We start from the raw sequence: 16,407 nt of genomic DNA, 5'->3' as shown, positions 1-16,407 counted from the left end.
GTCGGTCACCCCGCCGTCCTATCACGGCTCCCGGGGCACCTCACGGGAACTCGGCGCCCCGCCCTCGTCCCGCTCCGCCAGCCGCGCGAGCATCGCGTTGTACTCGTCCATCTCCGTGTCGCCGTCGCGCGCGACCTTGCGGTCCCGGCGCTTCGCGGTGCGCTCGTCGTCCCGCGCCCAGGCGAACGCCACGGCGATCGCGAGGGCCAGGGTCGGCAGCTCGCCGATGCCCCAGGCCACGCCGCCGCCGCGCTGCTGGTCGACGATCGCCGACGGCCCCCACTCGCGGCCGAGCAGGCCGAACCAGTCCGGCACCAGCAGCACGTCGCCGGTGGTGAGGGCGACGCCGAAGAACGCGTGGAACGCCATCGTCGCGAACAGCAGCAGCAGCCGCTGCGGGTACGGCGGGCGGTTCGGGCCGGGGTCGATGCCGACCAGGGCGTTGACGAACAGGTACCCGGCGAGCGAGAAGTGCACCACCATCGCGTAGTGCCCGACCTCGGAGGTCAGCGCCCAGCGGAACACGTCGGTGTAGTAGAAGACGATCATCGACCCGGCGAAGTTCACCGCGGCGACGACCGGGTTCGCGAGGAACCGGCCCCAGCGGCTGTGCACCAGGCCCAGCAGCCACTCCCGCGGCCCGCGCGAGGCGTCCGGGGAACCGCGCCCGGCGCCGGCGCGGCCGCCCCGGGACGGCAGCGCGCGCAGCGCCAGGGTCACCGGCGCGGACAGCGCGAGCAGCACCGGGATCACCATCGCCAGGATCATGTGCTCGACCATGTGCGCGCTGAACAGCACGTGCCCGTACATCGCCGGCCCGCCGGAGGTGGTCCAGAAGAACAGCACCATCCCGGCGACCCAGGACGCGGTGCGGGCCCACGGCCAGGCGTCGCCGCGGCGGCGCAGCCGGAGCACCCAGCGCAGGTAGACGACGATCCCGGCGACGGCCGCGGACGCGAGCAGCACGTCCCAGCGCCACTGCGTGATCCAGGACAGCGTGGTCGGCTCGGGCGGCAGCAGGTGGCCGGTGACGATCTCGGCCGGGGTCGGGTCGGTGATCGGGTCGTCCGGCACGGGCGGCGGCGACGAGCCCAGCGCGACGGCGACGCCCGAGACGGCGCCCATGACCGTGAGCTCGACCAGGACCAGCCGCCAGAACAGCCACGTGGCGGGGGCGCGCGCATCGCCGGCCAGCCGGCCGACCACGCGGCGCCGGTGCGCCAGGCCGAGCAGGCCGAGGACGCCGAACAGCGCGATCTTGACCAGCAGCAGCACGCCGTACCGGGTCGTCCAGTCCGACCACGAGCCGAGGCGGATGACGGAGTTGACCGCCCCCGACACCGCGACGGCGACGAAGCACCACGCGGCGATGACGGAGAACCGGGCGACGGCGGGCGCGAGGTCGGCGCCGAGCCGGTGCGCCAGCGGGGACAGCGCGAGCAGCGTCCCGATCCACAGGGCGGCGCCGACGAGGTGCAGGAACATCGACGACGTGGCGAGGTCGTGGCTCGCGGCGCCCGCGGCGTGCCCGGTCTGGGCCGACTGCCACAGGGCGACGACGACGAGCAGGGCCGTCCACGCGGCGCCGAGCGGGGACGTCGTCATGAGGGCGAGCGCCGTGACGACCGCCGCGACCACCGCGACCGTCAGCAGGACGCGGCCGAGCTCGAACTGAGTCACGAACTGGCCGAGCTCGCCGCCGAACGCGGGGTCGGTGGGCGACAGGCCGGCGACGTTCGCGTAGGTGAGGACGAGCTCGACGACGGCGGTGAGCGTCCACACCGCCGCCGCCACGGCCGTGATCCCGGACGCCGCGCGCACGATCGCCTCGTCCCGCCGGACCAGGACGGTCGCCAGCAGCACGAGGCCGCCGAGGGTCGCGGACGCGGCGAGCTCGGCTCCGGTCGACGCGATCGGCAGGCCCCAGCGCACGAGGGCACCGGGGTCGCGCAGGGCGGTCGGCGCTGCCGCGCCCGTGAACGCGATGCCCGCGACGACCGCGGCCACGGCGGCGACGGCGAGCGCGGCGATGCGCAGCCAGTCGGCCTGGCGCCGCTGACCGCCGTCCGCGGTGCGGGGGCTGCGGGCCGGGCGCGGACCGGCGGGTGCGGCGACGCCGGGGGCCATCAGCCCTCCGCCCGGCCGTCCCCGCCGGTGGTGCCGGTCGGGCCGTCGGTGCCGTCGGTGTCGCCCGGCGACCCGGTGCCGTGCGACCGGCGGCGCTCGCGCACCACGAACACGGCGACCGCGCCCGCGGCCAGCACGGCCACGACGATCGCGGCGACCACGCCGGCCGCCACCCCGGCGTCCTCGTCCTCGGCGAGCTCCTGCTGCGGCGCGAGCGTCGCCGAGACCGTGGCCTCGGGCGCCGGCTCCTCGGCCGGGGTCGACGTCGTCGGCTCGGCGGTCGGCTCGATCGTCTCGGGCGCCGCCGGGGCCGCGGCCGCGGCCCCGGACGTCGCGGTGAACGCCAGCGTGCCGGACAGCGGGTGGCCGTCGGCCGAGGTGACCCGCCACTCGACGGAGTAGGCGCCGGCGGGCAGGTCGGCGGCGAGCGCCTGGGAGACCGTGTTGTCCACGAGCTCGGCGGTCCCCTCGCTCACGGTGCCGCCGTCCGGCCCGAGCACGACGATCTCGGTGCCGAGCGACTGCGCCGGCTGGTCGAACGTCAGCGTGATGCGCGCGGGCGGGGCGTCCACGGTCGACCCGTCGGCCGGGTCGGTGCCCAGCAGCGCGTTGTGCGCGTCGGCGCGGCCCGCGGTCAGCAGCACGGCCGCGAGCGCCAGCAGCAGCGCGGCGACGGCGGCGAGCGCGCGGGGCGCCGGGGCCGGCGCGGCGGCCACGCGGGCGCGGGCGCCGTCGCGGACGGGGCGGGCGAGGGCGGGGGTCGGGCGCTCGGAGGGGATCACGGCTCCATCATCACCCGCACGGGCCGCCCGGTGCGCCACGGGTGGCGCGGATCACCCGGCCGACCCCGCCTCCGGTTCCCGGCGCCGCCCACGCCGATCGGGGGTGGGCGCACCGGAATCCGGAGGCCGGTCGGCCGGCGCACCGGAGGGCGCGGCCGGGCACGGGCCGGGCCTGTGGACAACTCCGACCGCCGCGGAGGCGCCGCCCCTAGGGTCGAGGAGATGCGGACCCCGATGCTCGCCGACCTCGACCCGGACCAGCGCCCCCGGGAGCGGATGCTGCGCCTGGGCGCCGACGCGCTGTCGGACGTCGAGCTGGTCGCGCTGCTGCTCGGCTCGGGGCGGCGCGGAGCCAGCGCCCTCGACACCGCCCGCGACCTGCTGGTCGCGCACGGCGGGCTGGCCGGTCTCGCGCACGCGGACCCGCCCGCGCTGCTGCGTTCCCCCGGCGTCGGCCCCGCCAAGGCCACGCGCGTGGTCGCCGCCCTCGCGCTGGCCCGCCGGTTCGGGACGTCGACCGACCGGCGGGCGACGGTCCGCACCCCGGCCGACGTCGCCCGGCTCGCGGCCCCGCTGCTCGCCGGGCCGGCGGACGGCCGGGTGGTGGCGGTCGCCGGCGACCGGGCCGCACGGCTGCTCGGCGCCGTCGTCGTGCCCGGGGCGTCCGCGCACGACGAGCCGTTCGCGGTGCGCGAGGTGCTGGCCGAGACCCTGCGCCGCGGCGGGGTCACGCTCGCGCTCGCGCACCGGCACGACCCGGAGGACCCGGACCCGCACCCCGCCGACGGCCGGGCATTCGCCGCGCTCGCCGAGGCCGCCGCGCACTGCGGCGTCCGGGTGCTCGACAGCCTCGTCCTGCGCGGCGACGTGTGGACGTCGGCGGCGGCCACCCCCGCGCCGGGGGCAGGATGAGTGCCGTGACCGACGCCCACCCCGTCCTCCGGATCGCCGCGGCGGTCATCGTCGACGACGCGGGCCGGTGGCTCCTCGTCCGCAAGCGGGACACCGCCGCCTACATGCAGGCGGGCGGCAAGATCGAGCCCGGCGAGGACCCGCGCGCCGCGGTGGTCCGGGAGATCGGCGAGGAGCTCGCCGTCGTCGTGGACCCGGCACGGGTCCGGGACCTCGGCCGCCGGGACGCCCCCGCCGCGAACGAGCCCGGCCACCACCTCGAGGCGCACGTGTTCGCCGTGGACGGGGTGACCGGCGCGGTCCCGGCCGCGGAGATCGCCGAGGCGGTGTGGGTGACGCCGGCCGAGGCCGCGCTGCTGCCGCTCGCGCCGCTCACCGTCGACCTGCTGCGCGAGGCGGGAACGGCGGCGTAGCGACCACGGCCGGCCGAGCCGGCCAGGACGCCGTCACGCCGACACCCCGCGTTCACCCGGACGTGATCGGCTGCGACCGATGGAACCGTCGCCCGACATGCTCGGCCCCGCGCTGGTCGTCCTCGCCGTGGGCTTCGCGATCGAGGTCGTCCGCATCGTCCGGGAGCAGCCGCCCGTCGACCCGAGCCGCCCGACCTGGCCGCCCCGGCAGCCCGTCCCGCCCGCCGGGGTGAGCGTGCTCGTCGGCGCGCACGTGCTCCGGTGGCGTCGGCGCAGCGCCACCGCGCAGGTCGCCGAGCTCGTGCGCCGGGGCGCTCTCCGGCTCGACCCCGCCGACCCCGCGCGCGTCGAGGTGGTCGACCCGCGCGCGCTGGACCCGGTCGAGCACGCGTTCGTCGCCGCGCTCGTCGGCACCGAGCCCCGCATCGGCAGTCGCGCGCACCTGCGGGCCGACGACGTCGAGCTCGCGGGCCGGGTGCGGGAGGTGCAGGCCGCGGTCAACGCGCTCGTGCTCGACCTCGGCCTGCGGTACCGCCCGGCGCGGCGCCCCGAGCGGGTGCCGCTGCGGCTGGCGCTCGTGGCGCTCGCCGTCGTCGCCGCCGCGATGGCGGTGCAGGACCCCCGCGCCTGGTTCGTGGTGATCTCGCTGGCGTTCCCGGCGCTGCTCGGGCGGCGGCGCGAGGTGGTCCGGCCGCTGACCGCCGCCGGCGCGGCCCTCCGCGACGACCTGCGCGGCCTCAAGGACTGGCTGCGGTTCGCCGACCTCGACGAGCCCGCCGACCTCGGGCCGCTGCTCCCGTGGGCCGTCGTGTTCGGCGAGCTGGGGCCGTGGCGGGCGCGCGGCGGCGACGAGGGGCCGGCGCTGCGCGCGCTCCTCGTCGCGCTCGGCGGTGACCGGCCGGAGCAGGGCACGGACGACGAGCAGCCCGGCGACGCGTGGCAGGACCAGGCCACCGGCGGCAGCCGCGCCGAGCACGACGGCGCGTACGTGCCGACGTCGGACTGACGACGCGGGACCGACGACGCCGGAACCACGACGCCGGACCGGCGGCCCGCCCGGTCGCGGCCTAGGGTCGGGGCATGGCCCGCTCCGTCGCGACGAACACGACCGTCGACCTGCCCGAGCTGCTGGACTTCGTCCGCACCCGGCACCACCTGCTGCTCGCCACGTCGCGGCGCGACGGCCGCCCGCAGATCTCCCCGGTGAGCGGCGGCGTCGACGACCAGGGCCGCATCGTCATCTCGACCTACCCCGGCCGCGCCAAGACGGTGAACGCCGAGCGCGACCCGCGCGTGTCCGTGCTCGTGCTCTCGGACGACTGGGACGACGCCTGGGTGCAGGTCGACGGCGACGCCGAGGTGCTGCACATGCCCGAGGCCGAGGACGCGCTGGTCGACTACTACCGGTGCATCGCCGGCGAGCACCCCGACTGGGACGAGTACCGCGCCGCCATGCGGGTGCAGGGCAAGAGCCTGATCCGGGTCACGCCGACCCGCTGGGGCCCGGTCGCGACGGGCGGGTTCCCGGCCGAGGTGGCCGAGCGCCTGGACGGCTGAGCTGCCGGCGGGCGCGGCGCGCCCGGCGAGTGTGGCGCCCGCCCGCCGAGTGCGGCAGGTCGAGCCGAGCGCGGCAGCTGGAGCCACCGCGCTCGGCTCGGACTACCGCGCTCGGCGCGAGCCACCGCGCTCGGCGCGGGCTTCGCGGCCGCTCAGCCCCAGACCAGCGCCTGCGCCGGGTCCTCGAGGACCGCCGCGACGTCCGCCAGCACCATCGAGCCGAGCGCGCCGTCCACGAGGCGGTGGTCGACGCTCAGCGCGAGCTGCGTGACGTGCCGGACCTTGATCTTCCCCTTGTGCACCCAGGGCTGCTCACGGATCGCGCCGAACGCGAGGATCGCGGCCTCGCCCGGGTTGAGGATCGGGGTGCCGGTGTCGATGCCGAACACGCCCACGTTGGTGATGGTGATGGTGCCGTCGGACATGTCGCGCGGCGTGACCTTGCCCGCGCGCGCCGTGGAGGTCAGCGCGGCGAGGCCCTCGGCCAGGTCGTGCAGCCCGAGCCGGTGCGCGTCCTTGATGTTCGGCACGACGAGCCCGCGCGGGGTCGCCGCGGCGATGCCCAGGTTCACGTAGTGCTTGTAGACGATCTCCTGCGCGGCCTCGTCCCAGGACGCGTTGACGTCCGGGTGCCGGCGCACGGCGAGCAGCAGCGCCTTGGCGGCGATCAGCAGCGGGGTGACCCGGACGTCCGCGAACTCCTTGTCCTGCCGGAGCCGCTGCACGAGCTTCATCGTGCGGGTGACGTCGACGGTCTGGAACACCGTGACGTGCGGCGCGGTGAACGCGGAGGTGACCATCGCCTCCGCCGTCCGCTTGCGGACCGACTTCACCGGGACCCGGGTCTGCCGCCCGTCGGGCGACACCGTGCCGGACGCGAGCCAGGGCTGGTCGTCGGCGGGGTAGGTGGCGAGGACCCGCGCCTCGGCGGCGGCCTGGTGGGCGAGCACGTCCTCGCGGGTCACGATCCCGCCCGGGCCGGTCGGCACGACGGAGTCGAGGTCCACGCCGAGGTCGCGGGCGAGCTTGCGCACCGGCGGCTTGGCCAGGGCGCGGCGGCCGGAGACCGCGGCGGGCTCGCCCGTCGGCACGGCTCCCGGCCGGACGGTGGGCATGGCCGCGGGCGCGGCGGGCGCCGGCGCGGCGCCGCGCGAGGCACCCGGGCCCGCGGTCGTGGGCCGGACCTCGGCGGCACCCGCGCCGGTCGCGTCCGGGCCGGCCGCGCCCGCGTCGACGTCGCCCTCGGCGGAGGTGAACCGGGCCCGGCGCGCGGTCGGCGCGGCCGCGGTGCCGTAGCCGACCAGCACCGCACCGCCCGGCTCCTCGGCCTCGGCGGCCGGCGCCGACGCGTGCCGCGCCACCGGGGCCCCCGCCTGCACCGGGTCGGCGTCCGAGGTCGGCCCGTGCACCGGCACCTCGGGTCCGGCGCCGGGCGCGAGGTCCGCGGGGGCGTCCCCGGTCGGGTCGGTGTCGATCTCGATGATCGGGGTGCCGACCTCGACCGTCGTGCCCTCCTCGACCAGCAGCCGCGTCACCACGCCCGCGTACGGGCTCGGCAGGTCGACCAGCGACTTCGCCGTCTCGATCTCCACGATCGTCTGGTTGATCGCCACGGTGTCGCCGACGGCGACGTGCCAGGCGGCGATCTCGGCCTCGGTGAGGCCCTCGCCGGCGTCGGGGAGGCGGAACTGCTGGAAGGACGGCACGGTCGGTGCTCCTCGGGATGGTGCGGGCGATTGTCGGCGAGGGCGCGGGCCGCGCGGGCGGCGCGGCGCGCCCGGCGGTCAGGAGGCGAGCACGCGGTCGACGGCGTCGAGGACGCGGTCGAGCCCGGGCAGGTACTCGTGCTCCAGCTTGGCCACGGGGTACGGGGTGTGGAACCCGCCGACCCGGAGCACGGGCGCCTCGAGGTGGTAGAAGCACTCCTCGGTGACCCGCGCCGCGACCTCGGCGCCGGTGCCGTACAGGACCGGGGCCTCGTGCACGACGACGCACCGGCCGGTGCGCCGCACCGACTCGGCGACCGTGGTGATGTCGAGGGGCGAGATCGTGCGCAGGTCGACGACCTCCACGCTGCGCCCCTCGGCGGCGGCCGCGTCGGCGACCCGCAGGGCCGTGGCGACGGTCGGGCCGTGCGCGACGAGCGTGACGTCGGTGCCCGGGCGGAGCACGCGCGCGCCGTCCAGGACGGAGGCGGCGGCGAGCGGGTCGGCGTCGGTGTCGACGTCGCCCTTCTCCCAGTACCGGCCCTTGGGCTCGAAGAACATCACCGGGTCCGGCGAGGCGACCGCCTGCTGGATCATCGTGTACGCGTCCTGCGGGTCGGACGGGCTGACCACGCGCAGGCCGGCGGTGTGCGCGAACAGCACCTCGGGCGACTCGCTGTGGTGCTCGACCGCGCCGATGCCGCCGCCGAACGGCACCCGGATGACGACCGGGAGGTTCAGCCGGCCGCGGGACCGGTAGTGCATCTTCGACAGCTGGGTCGTGATCTGGTCGAACGCCGGGAAGATGAACCCGTCGAACTGGATCTCGCACACCGGGCGGTAGCCGCGCAGCGCGAGGCCGATCGCGGTGCCGACGATGCCGGACTCCGCGAGCGGGGTGTCGACGACCCGGTCGGTGCCGAAGTCCTTCGCCAGCCCGTCGGTCACCCGGAACACGCCGCCGAGGGCGCCGATGTCCTCACCCATGAGCAGGACCTTCGGGTCCCGCTCCAGCGCGGCCCGCAGGCCCGTGTTGATCGCCTTGGCGAACGTCATCCGCTGCGTGCTCACCGGTGCTCCCCTCCCGCGAACGAGGCCTCGTACCGCTCGAACCAGGCGCGCTCGGCGTCCACCACGGAGTGCGGGGTCGCGTACACGTGGTCGAACATCGTGCTGGTGGCGGGACGGCCGAGCGCCCGGACGTACGTCCGGATCTTCTCGCCGAGCGCGTCGGCCTCCGCGGCCAGCCCCGCCCGGAACTCCTCGGACAGCTCGCCGGTCGCGGCGAGGTGCTTCTCCAGCCGGTCGATCGGGTCGCGCTGCCGCCAGTAGTCCTCCTCCGCCGCCGACCGGTACCGGGACGGGTCGTCGGAGGTGGTGTGCGCGCCCATCCGGTAGGTGAACGCCTCGACCAGGGTCGGGCCGCCGCCGGACCGGGCGCGCTCCAGCGCCTCGGCCGTCACGGCGTAGGTCGCGAGCACGTCGTTGCCGTCGACCCGGACGCTCGGCACGCCGAAGCCCGGGCCGCGCGCGGCGAGCGGGACGCGCGCCTGGCGGGTCGTGGGCTCGGAGATGGCCCACTGGTTGTTCTGAAGGAACAGCACCAGCGGGGCGTTGTTGACCGCGGCGAACACCAGCGCCTCGTTCACGTCGCCCTGGGCGGTCGCGCCGTCGCCGAAGTAGGTGACGACCGCGGTGTCGCGCTCCGGGTCGCCGGTGCCGACCCGCGCCGTCGCGCTGGACGCCCATCGCGTACCCCGTGGCGTGCAGGGTGTGCGACCCGATCACCAGCGTGTACAGGTGGAAGTTGAACTCCTCCGGGTCCCAGCCGCCGTGGTCGACGCCGCGGAACAGCTGGAGCAGCTGCGTGAGGTCCAGGCCGCCGCGGGTGTGCGCGACGCCGTGCTCCCGGTAGGAGGGGAACACGTAGTCCTGGGGGGCCAGCGCGCGGCCGGAGCCGACCTGCGCGGCCTCCTGGCCGAGGCACTGCGCCCAGAGGCCCAGCTCGCCCTGCCGCTGCAGGGCGGTCGCCTCGGTGTCGAAGCGCCGCACGAGCACCATGTCGCGGTACAGACCGCGCAGGGCGTCGGCGTCGAGGTGGGCGACCCGGGCGCTGTAGTCGGGGTGGTCGACGCGCTCGCCCGCGGGCGTGAGCAGCTGGACCAGGCCGTCGTCGGTGAGCGGACCGCTGGTGCTCACGCGGTTCTCCTTCGGGCTGGGGGGTGGCCCCGGGCTTCCCCGTGGCCGTGTCTAACCTACGCCAGCGTAGGCTACGCCACCGTAGGTCCAGGGCCCCGGGCGCCGTCAAGACGGGCGTACCCCCGTTGTGGGGTCCCGACAACCCCACCGTGGACCCGCTGCCGCCCCCACGCACGACGACGGCCCGCCGCCCCGGGTGGGGGCGACGGGCCGGCGCGGCGTCGGACGAGGTCAGCGCTGCGGCAGCCGCACGACCTCGACGAAGAACTCGTCGATCTGGCGGACGACCTCGATGAACCGCTCGAAGTCGACGGGCTTCGTCACGTAGGCGTTGGCGTGCAGCGAGTAGGAGCGCACGACGTCCTCCTCGGCCTCCGAGGTGGTGAGCACGACGACCGGGATGCTGCGGAGCGCGTCGTCGTTCTTCATCGCCTCCAGCACCTCGCGGCCGTCCATGCGCGGCAGGTTGAGGTCGAGGAGCACGAGGTCCGGCGTCGGGGCGTCGGCGTGCTCGCCCTCCTTGCGCAGGAACGCCAGCGCGCTGACGCCGTCGGAGACGACCGCCAGCCGGTTCGCGACCTTGTTGTCCTCGAACGCCTCGCGCGTCATCAGGACGTCGCCCGGGTCGTCCTCGACCAGGAGGACGTCGATCACCTTGCCGTTGCGTGCCACGCTCACTCCGATCCCTCGGCCTCTCGGCCGTCCTGGTCCAGGCGGTCGTCCGCCGGCTCGTCGACCGCCGGGAGCGTCCAGCGGATGCTGGTGCCCGGGCCGTCGGGCTCGCCGAGCCAGATCCGACCGCCGTGGTACTCCACGATCTTCTTGCACAGGGCGAGGCCGATGCCGGTGCCCTCGTACAGGTCCTTGGGGTGCAGCCGCTGGAAGATCACGAACACGCGCTCCGCGTACTGCGGGTCGATGCCGATCCCGTTGTCCCGGCACTCGAGCTCCCACGAGTCTCCCACCCGCCGGGCGCTGATCCGGACCACCGGCGGCCGCTCGGGGTCGCGGAACTTGATCGCGTTGCCGACGAGGTTCTGCAGCAGCTGGACGAGCAGCGGGCGCTCGCCGCGCACGACCGGCAGCTCGTCGTACGTGACGACGGCCCCGGTGTCCTCGACCAGGTTGTCCAGGTTGTCGAGCGCGGCACCGAGCGCGTCGGCCAGCGGCACGTCCGCGAGCTCGCCGCCCAGCCGGCCGACCCGGGAGAACCCGAGCAGGTCCTGGATGAGCTGCTGCATCCGCTTCGCCCCGTCGACGGCGAACGCGATGTACTGGTCCGCTCGCTCGTCCATCTGCCCGCCGTACCGCTTCTGCAGCAGCTGGGTGAACGAGGCGACCTTGCGCAGCGGCTCCTGCAGGTCGTGCGAGGCGACGTAGGCGAACTGCTCGAGGTCGCGGTTGGACCGGCGCAGCTCCTCCGCCTGGTCCGCGAGCCGGTCGTGCGCGTCGGCGATCTCGGCACGCTGGGCCTCGACCGCCTGCACCTGGGCGACCAGGCCCAGCCGCATCCGCTCGACCGCGTCGGCGAGGTCGGCGATCTCCCCCGGGCCGGTGGTCCGCACGACGTGGTGCAGGTCGCCCTCGCTGACCGCGCGCGCGTCGGTGGCGAGCGCGTCCAGCGGCTCGGCGATCCACGAGCGCAGCGTCCGCCACAGCACGGCGCCCGCGACGGCGCCCGCGATCACGAGCGCGACCAGCGAGCCGATGACGACCCGCGTCCACATGGCGAGGTCCGACGCCGCCTCGAGGCGCCGCTCGCGCAGCACGTCCAGGTAGTCCTGGACCGCGGTGCGCGTCTCGTCGAACAGCGTGCGGCCGCCTTCGATCTCCTCCGCGGTCACCGCGGCGGGGCCGCCCGCGGCGACGGCGGCGATCGTCGGCTGCGCGAACTCCTCGTCCCAGCGCTCCGCCGCCGCGACCGCGGCCGCCGCCGCCTCGCGGACGGGCTCCGAGGCCCCGCCCGCGGCCACGGCGGCGAACGCCTCGGTCGCGTCCTGCGCGTTCTCGTACGGCTCGAGCGTGCCGTCGAAGCCGGTGAGGGCGTAGCCGCGCACCGCGGTCTCGCCGTCGACGAGCTGCGTGTACGCCGTCTCGCCGTTCGTGATGGCGGTGAAGTACCGCTCGGTCACCAGGTCCTGGGCGTCGAGCATCCGCCAGAGGGCGACGCCCGAGCCGACGAACACCAGGGCCAGCACGACGCCCGCGACCACGAGGGCGGCGCCGAGGCGGCGGCGCAGCGTCGTGCGGGGCCCGCGCGGCCGGGCCGGCGGCGAGGGGGGCGGCCGTCACGCGGGGGCCCCGCCCCAGCCGAGCACGACGACGGCGGTGTCGTCGACGAGCTCGCCGCCGTGCCGGCGGCGCACCTCGCGCAGCACCTCGTCCACCGGGTCCGCCGGCGCGCCGGCCAGCACCCCGTCCACCAGCTCCAGCAGGCCGGCCTTGCCGATCCGCTCGTGGGTCCCGCTGATCGTCGCCTCCAGCACGCCGTCCGTGTACATCATGAGCCGCCACCGGTCGCCCAGCTCCAGCCGCCGGGGCCGCCAGGCGCCGTCCACCGGGATGCCGAGGGCGCGCCCGCGCAGCTCGCGCGGCAGCAGCTCCGACGGCCGCCCCGCGCCGGGGTCGCCGAGCAGGAACGGCACCGGGTGGCCCGCCAGGTACAGGTCGACCGTCGAGCGGTCGGGCGCGATCTCGACCATCGACATCGTGGTGAAGACCTCGTCGCGGGCCCGCTCGGACTCGAGCACCCGCTCCAGCAGGGGCAGCAGCTCGGGGGTCGTCGTGCCGGCGAGCACCAGGGTGCGCCAGGCCGTGCGCAGCACCGCGCCGAGCGCGGCCTCGTCCGGGCCGTGCCCGCAGACGTCCCCGACGATCGCGAGCACCGTGCCGTCGGGGCGCTCGATCACGTCGTAGAAGTCGCCGCCGAGCACGCCGTCCCGGCCCGCGCGGTAACCCACGCGCACCTCCAGGCGGTCGTCCTGGACGGACGGGCGCGGCAGCAGCGCGCTCTCCAGCCGCACGGTCTCCTCCGCCCGGACCATGCTGCGGTACAGCTCGCGGTCGACGGCCTGCAGGCGGCGTCGCTGCACCGCGTACCGCACCGAGCGGCCGAGCAGCTCGCCGTCGACCTCGCCCTTGACCAGGTAGTCCTGCGCGCCGGCGGCGACCGCCTGCAACCCGGTCTCGGTGTCGGTCCGCCCGGTGAGCACGACCACCGCCGGGGCGCCGGCCGACAGCAGGGTCTGCAGCGCGCCGAGACCCACGGAGTCGGGCAGGCCCAGGTCGAGCAGGACGCAGTCGACGTCGAGGCGCGCGGTGGCCTCGTCGAGCGTCCGCGCCCGCACCAGGCGCGCGTCCAGGCCCGCGTCGGACAGGTGCTCCTCCACGAGGAGCGCGTCGCCGTCGTCGTCCTCGACCAGCAGCACCGCGATGGGGCCGCCGTCCAGGGGGTCGGCGGGGCGACCGGCGCGGCCGGGCCACGCGGGCGGCGTCACCACGCCCGGCGTCGTGCTCTCGGTCACCCCTCCACCTCTCTGCGCTCGTCGCAGCATAGGCGAGCGGGCGGCGGCCGCGCGGTGGGACCCACCCGCGACGACGCCGCGTGACCTGCGGACTCGCCCGGGCGGGCGCCCCGGTCAGTGACGAAGGTCGCGCGCGACCCGCAGGACGACGTCGGTCGCCTCGGGCTCGCCGACGCTGATCCGGACGCCGTCGCCGGCGAACGGCCGCACGAGCACACCCGCCGCCGTCGCCGCCTCGGCGAACCGCGCGGTGCCGTCGCCGAGCGCCAGCCACACGAAGTTCGCCTGGCTGTCCGGGACGTCCCAGCCGTGCTCGCGCAGGCCGGCCAGCAGCCGGGTCCGCTCCCGCACGATCCCGTCCACGCGCTCGAGGAGCTCGTCCCGCGCGCGCAGCGACGCCACGCCCGCGAGCTGGGCCAGGTGGGACACCCCGAACGGGGTCGACGCCGCGCGGATGCCCGCGGCGAGGCGGGCGTCGGCGACCGCGTAGCCGACCCGCAGCCCCGCCAGGCCGTAGGCCTTCGAGAACGTCCGCAGCAGGACGACGTTCGGGTGCGCGGCCAGCACGGCTAGCCCGTCCGGGGCCTGCGGGTCGCGCACGAACTCCACGTACGCCTCGTCGAGCACCACGAGCACGTCCCGCGGCACGGCGGCCAGGAACGCGTCGAGCTCGTCGGCGTGCACGGCGGGCCCGGTCGGGTTGTTCGGCGTGCACACCAGCACCACGCGGGTCCGCTCCGTCACCGCGGCCGCGAGCGCCGGCAGGTCCAGCCGGCCGTCAGCCCCGACCGGCACCGGGACGCCCGTCGCGCCCGCGAGGGTCACCGCGATCGGGTACGCCTCGAACGACCGCCAGGGGTGCACCACCTCGTCGCCCGCGTCGCAGAACGCCGCGAGCACGTGGCCCAGCACCGCCACGGAGCCGCAGCCCGCGACCACCTGGTCGGCCTGCACGCCCAGGTGGTCCGCGACCGCCTCGACGAGGTCGGTGGCGTACATGTCCGGGTACCGGTTCACGTCCACCGCGCCGTCCGCGATCGCCGCCACCACCGACGGCAGCGGCGGGTACGGGTTCTCGTTCGACGACAGCTTGAACGCGGCCGCGCCGACGGGGACGCGGGCGCCCGGGACGTACGGGGGCAGGCTCGCGAGGGCGGGGCGCAGGGGCACGTGCTTCACGCCGCCAGGATGCCACCGCGCAGACCTCGTCGGGACGGGCGGTCGCGGGGTGGTCGGCGGGCCGCCGCGCGACGGGGCTGCCGCGGTGGCGGACCGGATGGCAGGATCGGCCCATGAGCTTCGTGCTGCGGGTCCTGATCAGCGGCGTCGCCCTGTGGCTGGCCGAGGTGCTGCTGCCGGGCATCTCGATCGTCGGCGCCGACAGCACGTGGGGGCGGATCGGCGTGATCCTCGCGGTCGCGCTGGTGTTCGGGATCGTCAACGCGATCGTGAAGCCGATCGTGAACATCATCTCGATCCCGCTGTACATCCTCACGCTGGGCCTGTTCACGCTGGTCGTCAACGCGCTGATGCTCATGCTCACCGCGTGGATCACCGAGCAGACCGACTGGGGCCTGCGGATCGACGACTTCGGCGACGCGTTCATCGGCGCGCTCATCGTCTCCGTGGTGTCGTTCGCGCTGAGCGTCGCGATCCCCCGCAGCCGCGACCGCTGAACCGGGCGGGCGTCGCCCTCGGCGTCGCCGCAGGTCACCGCCGCGCGGTCACCCGGACGGGCGATATCACCCGCCCCCATCTGTTGCCTGCCCCGCCGGGCGCTCCTACCGTCGACGGGGTCAGGGCCCGCCAGAGACGGTGGGCCCGCCGGGGAGACTCAGGGGGAGTCGCCATGACAGCGCGACCGGGTGCCGCACGGCGTGCGCGCTCGCTCGCGTCGCGATGGGCCCGCCGGGGCCTGTACGCGGCGGGCGGGCTGACGCTCGCCGGTGCCGCCGTGGTCGCGCTCGCCCCCGCCGCCTCCGCCGACGAGGCACCGCCGCCCTCCGCCGGACCCGTCTCCTCGCTGCTCGGCGGGGTCGGGGACCTGGTCGGCTCGGTCGCGCAGCCCGTGACGGAGCACGTCGTGGCGCCCGTGGTGCACGCGGTGCTGCCGCCGGCCGCGGCGACCGCACCGACCCCCGCGCCGGCCGCTCCCCCGCACCCGGGACCCGCCGCGCCGGCGCCCGCCGACCCCGGACCCGCCGCGCCGGCGGCCCACGCCGAGCACCCCGACACCCCCGCGGCCGAGGTCGTCGCCTCGACGCCCGCGGTGACCACCCCCGCGGCCGAGGCGCCCGGGCTGGTCGGCGCCGTGACCTCCGCGCTGGGCGACGAGGTCGTCGCACCTGTCGTCGACGCGGCCGCGCCGCTGGTCGACGGCCTGGTGGACGGCGTCGTGGCGCCGGTCGCGCAGGCGACCGAGCCGCTGGCGCCGGTCCTCGGCGCGGTGACCTCCGTCGTGGTGGCCCCGGTCGCCGAGACGGTCCTCGCCCCGGTGCTCACCGCGATCGCCCCGGCGGTCACGCCGCTCGCCCCCGCCCTCACGCCCGTGGTCGCGCCGGTGGTGACCGGCGTGCTCGACCCCGTCCTCGACGGGGTGGGCGGGACGCCCGTGGGCGACGCGCTCGCGCCCGTGGTGGGCGTGCTGCGCCCGGTCACCGGCACCCCGGTGCCGCCCACCGGCACGCCGCCGACCGCCCCCGCCGCGCCCGGCGCCGCGGGCGCCACCGACCCCGCCCCCGTCGGGGCGCCGCTGCCGTGGGCGGGCGCCCGGCTCCTGGCGGACGCCCCCACCGGCACCGGCGCGGCCGCGGCCTCCGCCGCGGCCCCCTCCGACGTGGTCCTCCCGGCCGCCACGGGCACCGACGACGCCGCCCGGTCGGCGTCCGCTCCCGTCGGCGGCGGCGACCGCCCGGTGCCGCCGGCGCCCAGCGCCCCGGCCCCGTCCGGCACCGGCTCCGCCGGCAGCCCGCTGCGCACCCCCGCCGGCCAGGACGTCCTGGCGGTCCTCACGACTCTCGCGCTGGTCCTGGGCGGGTCGCGGCTCCTCGCCGCCGCCCGCGACCGCGTCGAGCTCCCGCTCCGTCTCCGCGACGTCCCCGTCTTCCCCGCCTGAGTCGGGCCCCGGCGCCCGCGGCACCCGTGCCGCCGCGCCCCACGGGCCCTCGCGCCGCACGCCGGCGCACCG

At 76.8% G+C, this 16,407-nt stretch carries 14 protein-coding genes and 1 pseudogene; 6 read left to right on the top strand and 9 right to left on the bottom strand.

The genetic code is table 11. From position 1 onward, the window contains the following. Positions 1 to 21: 21 nt before the first annotated feature. Positions 22 to 2,127: a cytochrome c oxidase assembly protein gene (locus FKM96_RS10640; RefSeq protein WP_147795207.1), complete on the bottom strand. Its 2,106-nt coding sequence runs from the start codon at positions 2,125 to 2,127 to the stop codon at positions 22 to 24. Then, complete coding sequence (locus tag FKM96_RS10635) at positions 2,127 to 2,909, bottom strand: copper resistance CopC family protein (RefSeq protein ID WP_168216952.1); 783 nt, start codon at positions 2,907 to 2,909, stop codon at positions 2,127 to 2,129. Before FKM96_RS10635 ends, FKM96_RS10640 begins: the two co-directional genes overlap by 1 nt. Before the next feature lie 222 nt (positions 2,910 to 3,131). Here FKM96_RS10635 and FKM96_RS10630 point away from each other — a divergent pair, with 222 nt between their 5' ends. From FKM96_RS10630 to FKM96_RS10615, 4 genes are all read left to right on the top strand, one after another. After that, positions 3,132 to 3,821: a RadC family protein gene (locus tag FKM96_RS10630; protein WP_147795205.1), complete on the top strand. Its 690-nt coding sequence runs from the start codon at positions 3,132 to 3,134 to the stop codon at positions 3,819 to 3,821. Between the two features lie 5 nt (positions 3,822 to 3,826). Further along, positions 3,827 to 4,234, top strand: a complete 408-nt coding sequence (locus FKM96_RS10625; protein WP_168216951.1) for an NUDIX domain-containing protein — start codon at positions 3,827 to 3,829, stop codon at positions 4,232 to 4,234. Positions 4,235 to 4,313: 79 nt separating this feature from the next. Further along, positions 4,314 to 5,240 carry a DUF2207 domain-containing protein gene (locus FKM96_RS10620; RefSeq protein WP_147795203.1) on the top strand — a complete coding sequence of 309 codons (927 nt, stop codon included), beginning with the start codon at positions 4,314 to 4,316 and terminating at the stop codon, positions 5,238 to 5,240. A 74-nt stretch (positions 5,241 to 5,314) separates the two neighbouring features. Beyond that, the gene (locus FKM96_RS10615; protein WP_147795202.1) at positions 5,315 to 5,791 is read left to right on the top strand and encodes a PPOX class F420-dependent oxidoreductase; all 477 of its coding nucleotides are present in this window, start codon (positions 5,315 to 5,317) and stop codon (positions 5,789 to 5,791) included. 152 nt (positions 5,792 to 5,943) lie between these two features. Here FKM96_RS10615 and FKM96_RS10610 read toward each other — a convergent pair whose 3' ends face one another. From FKM96_RS10610 to hisC, 7 genes and pseudogenes are all read right to left on the bottom strand, one after another. After that, positions 5,944 to 7,497, bottom strand: coding sequence for a dihydrolipoamide acetyltransferase family protein (locus FKM96_RS10610; protein ID WP_147795201.1), 1,554 nt, complete (start codon positions 7,495 to 7,497; stop codon positions 5,944 to 5,946). A 78-nt stretch (positions 7,498 to 7,575) separates the two neighbouring features. Next, on the bottom strand, positions 7,576 to 8,553 hold the full coding sequence (locus FKM96_RS10605) for an alpha-ketoacid dehydrogenase subunit beta (protein WP_210417441.1): 978 nt from the start codon (positions 8,551 to 8,553) through the stop codon (positions 7,576 to 7,578). An 11-nt stretch (positions 8,554 to 8,564) separates the two neighbouring features. Next, a pseudogene (gene pdhA, locus FKM96_RS10600) lies at positions 8,565 to 9,696 on the bottom strand (pyruvate dehydrogenase (acetyl-transferring) E1 component subunit alpha). 231 nt (positions 9,697 to 9,927) lie between these two features. Continuing rightward, on the bottom strand, positions 9,928 to 10,305 hold the full coding sequence (locus tag FKM96_RS10595; protein ID WP_254630915.1) for a response regulator: 378 nt from the start codon (positions 10,303 to 10,305) through the stop codon (positions 9,928 to 9,930). A gap of 65 nt (positions 10,306 to 10,370) precedes the next feature. Continuing rightward, positions 10,371 to 11,909 (bottom strand): ATP-binding protein, encoded by a 1,539-nt coding sequence (locus FKM96_RS10590; protein ID WP_246854926.1) that lies wholly within the window; start codon positions 11,907 to 11,909, stop codon positions 10,371 to 10,373. 75 nt (positions 11,910 to 11,984) lie between these two features. After that, positions 11,985 to 13,220, bottom strand: a complete 1,236-nt coding sequence (locus FKM96_RS10585; RefSeq protein WP_246854925.1) for a PP2C family protein-serine/threonine phosphatase — start codon at positions 13,218 to 13,220, stop codon at positions 11,985 to 11,987. 114 nt (positions 13,221 to 13,334) lie between these two features. Beyond that, on the bottom strand, positions 13,335 to 14,399 hold the full coding sequence (gene hisC / locus FKM96_RS10580) for a histidinol-phosphate transaminase (RefSeq protein WP_147795197.1): 1,065 nt from the start codon (positions 14,397 to 14,399) through the stop codon (positions 13,335 to 13,337). 113 nt (positions 14,400 to 14,512) lie between these two features. Between hisC and FKM96_RS10575 the strand changes: the two genes are divergently transcribed. Next, positions 14,513 to 14,896: a phage holin family protein gene (locus FKM96_RS10575; RefSeq protein ID WP_147795196.1), complete on the top strand. Its 384-nt coding sequence runs from the start codon at positions 14,513 to 14,515 to the stop codon at positions 14,894 to 14,896. Positions 14,897 to 15,069: 173 nt separating this feature from the next. Further along, positions 15,070 to 16,335: a hypothetical protein gene (locus tag FKM96_RS10570; RefSeq protein ID WP_147795195.1), complete on the top strand. Its 1,266-nt coding sequence runs from the start codon at positions 15,070 to 15,072 to the stop codon at positions 16,333 to 16,335. The last annotated feature ends 72 nt before the right edge of the window (positions 16,336 to 16,407 follow it).

This window comes from Cellulomonas sp. Y8 (genome assembly GCF_008033115.1).
In the GTDB taxonomy this organism is placed as follows: domain Bacteria; phylum Actinomycetota; class Actinomycetes; order Actinomycetales; family Cellulomonadaceae; genus Cellulomonas.
Note: the sequence above shows the minus strand (reverse complement) of the source record. Positions and strands in the feature narration are given on the sequence as shown.

What these genes read in the sequence shown, in the direction of transcription:
- FKM96_RS10605 (WP_210417441.1), bottom strand. Translation starts at nt 8,553, where the DNA reads ATGACGTTCGCCAAGGCGATCAACACGGGCCTGCGGGCCGCGCTGGAG.
- FKM96_RS10615 (WP_147795202.1), top strand. Translation starts at nt 5,315, where the DNA reads ATGGCCCGCTCCGTCGCGACGAACACGACCGTCGACCTGCCCGAGCTG.
- FKM96_RS10575 (WP_147795196.1), top strand. Translation starts at nt 14,513, where the DNA reads ATGAGCTTCGTGCTGCGGGTCCTGATCAGCGGCGTCGCCCTGTGGCTG.
- FKM96_RS10630 (WP_147795205.1), top strand. Translation starts at nt 3,132, where the DNA reads ATGCGGACCCCGATGCTCGCCGACCTCGACCCGGACCAGCGCCCCCGG.
- FKM96_RS10595 (WP_254630915.1), bottom strand. Translation starts at nt 10,305, where the DNA reads ATGACGCGCGAGGCGTTCGAGGACAACAAGGTCGCGAACCGGCTGGCG.
- FKM96_RS10570 (WP_147795195.1), top strand. Translation starts at nt 15,070, where the DNA reads ATGACAGCGCGACCGGGTGCCGCACGGCGTGCGCGCTCGCTCGCGTCG.
- FKM96_RS10640 (WP_147795207.1), bottom strand. Translation starts at nt 2,127, where the DNA reads ATGGCCCCCGGCGTCGCCGCACCCGCCGGTCCGCGCCCGGCCCGCAGC.
- FKM96_RS10620 (WP_147795203.1), top strand. Translation starts at nt 4,314, where the DNA reads ATGGAACCGTCGCCCGACATGCTCGGCCCCGCGCTGGTCGTCCTCGCC.